This window comes from Chromohalobacter sp. 48-RD10 (assembly GCF_029889785.1).
In the GTDB taxonomy this organism is placed as follows: domain Bacteria; phylum Pseudomonadota; class Gammaproteobacteria; order Pseudomonadales; family Halomonadaceae; genus Chromohalobacter.
Map to the genome: position 1 here is coordinate 1 of NZ_JARANX010000074.1, position 2738 is coordinate 2738.

The window sequence follows — 2738 nt, forward strand, 5'->3', positions numbered from 1 at the left end:
GTCGGAACCGCGATACGTACGAGCACTATCCCACGCCGTGCTGACCATCTCACTGATGCTCAAACCGCTTTCAGCAATCTTCTGCTTGACGACTTCTTCGCTGTAGTCGGTGTTACCTGCCGGAATGGGATCCTGCCAGATCAGGTCTTCAGCGGGCACTTCCGGGCCGATGTAACGCGACTTCGGGCCCAGATCGCGATGAGTCAGCTTGAACCATGCCCTGGCAAACGTTTCAGAAAAATACTCTGGATCGTTCATGAACTTCTGGCAGATTTCGTTGTAGACGGGGTCAACTTTCATCGCCATATCGGCATCCGTCATGATCGGATTACGGCGAATTGATGCGTCTTCAACGTCAACCGGCTTATCTTCTTCGGCAATATCGGCGGGCTCCCATTGCCATGCTCCAGCCGGGCTTTTCTTGAGCTCCCATTCGTGATTAAAGAGCATATCGAACCAACCCATGTCCCACTGAGTCGGATTTTGGGTCCAAGCACCTTCTATGCCAGATACCACAGTATCCTGGCCTACACCGCGGCCTTTGGTATTTATCCAACCAATGCCCTGATATTCAACATCAGCCGCTTCTGGCTCTACACTCAGGTCGGCAGCATCACCATTACCATGGCATTTACCGATAGTATGACCGCCGGCTGTTAGCGCCGCTGTCTCTTCATCATTCATGGCCATGCGAGCGAAGGTTTCACGCACATGCTCAGCGGTTTTCAGCGGATCGGGCTGCCCGTTTACGCCCTCTGGGTTAACATAAATAAGCCCCATCTGTACTGCTGCCAGAGGGTTTTCCATGGTGTCCGGATTTTCAACGTCACCGTAGCGCTCATCAGAAGGTGCCAGCCACTCCTTCTCGTCGCCCCAGTAGATGTCCTTCTCTGGATGCCAGATGTCTTCACGGCCGAAGGCAAAGCCATAGGTCTTCAAACCCGCGACTTCGTAAGCGACGGTACCGGAAAGTACCATCAGGTCAGCCCATGAAATTTTATTGCCATATTTCTTTTTGATGGGCCATAGAAGCCGACGTCCCTTATCGGTATTCACATTATCCGGCCAAGAGTTAAGCGGCGCGAATCGCTGATTACCAGTACCGCCGCCGCCACGGCCATCTGCCAGGCGATATGAGCCTGCAGAGTGCCAAGCAACACGGGCAAACATACCCACGTAACTGCCCCAATCCGCAGGCCACCACTCTTGGCTATCCAACATCAACTTTCGGAGGTCGTCCTTTAGCGCTTGAACGTCAAGCTTCTTGACCTCTTCCCGATAGTTAAAACCAGAATCCATCGGGTTGGTCTTGCAATCATGCTGGTGCAGGATATCCAGGTTGATACCTTCCGGCCACCAATCCTTATTGGAGGTGCCTGTGGAGGTATGGCCACCGTGCATTACTGGGCATTTTCCGCTCATATTGCCTTCCCCTTTTTACTCTTTACCTTGGGGATAACCAAGGAACCTATGGTCTGCACCTTAGTTATCGTGCTCACATTTGCGTGACAGCCATGCGTTATTGACGTAGCTATTTTTAAAGTATTCTTTTGATAGTCAAAATTTGTATTTCGCTACCCATCCAATAAAAATAAATTATTGCACGATAAAACGGTGCATGGTGAGAAATGCTGCTGTCACGAGGTCAGCGTATTTCTGGCTCTATCTATGCACGGGGAACGCTGCCTAAGCTTGTTCGATAATCGACACTGTTCTTCGCCGACCGACAGGGCTTCGCTCATGACCCCGACCAACGGCCTCGTTCGCCAGCTCGACCGCCAGTATGTTTTCCATTCCTGGTCCCAACAGGGCCAGCTCGATCCGCTGGTAATCGCCGGCGGCGAAGGCTGTCGTTTATGGGATTATGCAGGTAACGAATACCTTGATTTCAGCAGCCAGCTAGTGAATACCAACATCGGCCATCAACATCCCAGGGTCATCGCCGCCATCAAGGAGCAGGCCGAGACACTCACCACGGTAGCGCCTGCGCACGCCAACCTGGCCCGGGGCGAAGCCGCCAAGCGCATCGTGGAGCGCGCGCCGCAGGGCTTTTCCAGAGTGTTTTTCACCAACGCGGGGGCAGACGCCAACGAGAACGCCATCCGCATGGCGCGGAGCTACACAGGGCGCGACAAGATTCTCTCGGCGTATCGCTCCTATCACGGCAATACTGGGTCGGCCATCGTCGCGACGGGCGACCCGCGTCGCGTGCCCAACGAATTTGCGCGGGGCCATGCGCACTTCTTCAATCCCTACCTTTATCGCAGCGACTTCTGGGCCAGCGATGAGCAGGAGGAATGCCAGCGCGCCTTGCAGCACCTGCGCCGCGTCATCGAATGTGAGGGCCCCGGCGCCATTGCCGCCATTCTGCTCGAGCCGATCCCCGGCACGGCAGGCGTGCTGACGCCCCCGGCGGACTATTTGAAGGGTGTGCGGGCGCTGGCCGACGAATTCGGCATCCTGTTGATCTTCGATGAAGTGATGGCCGGGTTCGGGCGCACCGGGCGCTGGTTCGCCTTCGAGCATTACGGCGTCTCACCGGATCTGATCGTATTCGCCAAGGGAGTCAATTCCGGCTACGTGCCAGCCGGCGGCGTGGTGATCTCGGATGCCATCAGCCGGCATTTCGACGAACACATGTTCTTCGGCGGGCTCACCTATTCCGGACATCCGCTGGCGATGGCGTCCATCGTCGCTACCCTGGACGCCATGCATGAGGAAGGTGTAGTGGAGAACGC

Annotated in this window: 2 protein-coding genes; one reads left to right on the forward strand and one right to left on the reverse strand. The window is 55.5% G+C overall.

What is annotated here, in order from left to right; all coding sequences use genetic code 11:
* Positions 1 to 1422, reverse strand: a 1422-nt coding sequence (locus OP496_RS16985; RefSeq protein ID WP_280565003.1) for a peroxidase family protein, incomplete at its 3' end; no start/stop codon positions are given.
* Between the two features lie 318 nt (positions 1423 to 1740).
* Between OP496_RS16985 and OP496_RS16990 the strand changes: the two genes are divergently transcribed.
* Positions 1741 to 2738: aminotransferase class III-fold pyridoxal phosphate-dependent enzyme (locus tag OP496_RS16990; RefSeq protein WP_280565004.1), on the forward strand; the 998-nt coding region annotated here is incomplete at its 3' end.